Source organism: Methylosinus sp. R-45379 (assembly GCF_001644125.1).
Taxonomy (GTDB): domain Bacteria; phylum Pseudomonadota; class Alphaproteobacteria; order Rhizobiales; family Beijerinckiaceae; genus Methylosinus.
This window is the reverse complement of record NZ_LUUM01000207.1, coordinates 1-1,084: the sequence shown is the minus strand read 5'-3', so window position 1 is coordinate 1,084 and position 1,084 is coordinate 1. Positions and strand designations below refer to the sequence as shown.

Sequence of the window (1,084 nt, the reverse complement as noted above, 5' to 3'; positions counted from 1 at the left end):
GCAGAAGACATCGTACGACTCCGCCATAGCGATTCCGTGGCCGACGGGATCGCCTCCAAGAGCCTCGCTTTCGTCGATCAAAAAATCGAGCGGGATGGCAAGCCGCGTCATGAGGTCATGCAGGCGGAAGCGCAGCAGGTCGTCGCCCAGTTCGAACATCGCCTCCCGGTTGCGCTCGTACACGCTTACCTCGCGCCGGGCAGCACGGACCAGCCGCATCGTCAGTCGCCCGAAAGGGTCGCCGCGATCGTGGATTTCGACCAAGGAGCCGACAAGGTGCTGGAGCGAGGCAAGGACCTCCCGTCCGACCATCGCCGCGAACCGCGCGCGTCGCCGTTGCTCGGCCATGGCAGCCAGCCTTCCCGACAGAAACCCGCCGGCGGTCGCGAGCACGGCGCCCACTACCACGCTGAGCAGCGGCAGGTACGGCATCATACCGTCGAACCCCGCAAATCAATCACTGCATGAACCAGCCATGGCTAACGACGATCGACTGGCCGGTCAGGGCCTTGGTCGGGAAGGCGGCGAGGAACACGGCGGTCCGCGCGACATCGTCGACGGTGGTGAATTCGCCGTCGACGGTCTCTTTTAACATCACGTCGTGGATCACCGCATCCTCGCTGATCCCGAGCGCCTTCGCCTGGTCGGGGATCTGGTTCTCGACCAGCGGTGTACGGACGAAACCGGGGCAGATGACGTTGGCGCGCACGCCGTGCTCCGCACCTTCCTTTGCGACGACCTTGGCCAGGCCCACCAGCCCGTGCTTTGCGGCGACGTATGGTCCCTTCAACTTCGAGGCTTCTTTGGAATGAACCGATCCCATGTAGATCACGCTGCCGCCGCGCCCCTGTGCGTACATGTGGCGCAGGCAGGCGCGCGTCGTCAGGAACGCTCCGTCGAGATGGATGGCGAGCAGCTTCTTCCAGTCGTCGAAGGCGAACTGGTCGATCGGCGCGACGATCTGGATTCCGGCATTGGATACCAGCACATCGATACCGCCGAACTTCTCCACGACCGCCTCGACGCCGGCATCGACTTGCGCCTCGTCCGTGACGTCCATCGCGACGCCCATCGCACGCTCGCC

The 1,084-nt window shown here is 64.5% G+C and carries 2 protein-coding genes; both read right to left on the bottom strand.

All coding sequences use genetic code 11. The annotated features are described in order from the left end of the window. Positions 1–435 (bottom strand): hypothetical protein (locus tag A1351_RS09030; RefSeq protein WP_157096221.1); only part of this gene is annotated, 435 nt, incomplete at its 3' end. A gap of 22 nt (positions 436–457) precedes the next feature. Continuing rightward, a partial coding sequence (locus tag A1351_RS09025; RefSeq protein ID WP_064032814.1) for a 3-hydroxybutyrate dehydrogenase occupies positions 458–1,084 on the bottom strand: 627 nt, incomplete at its 5' end.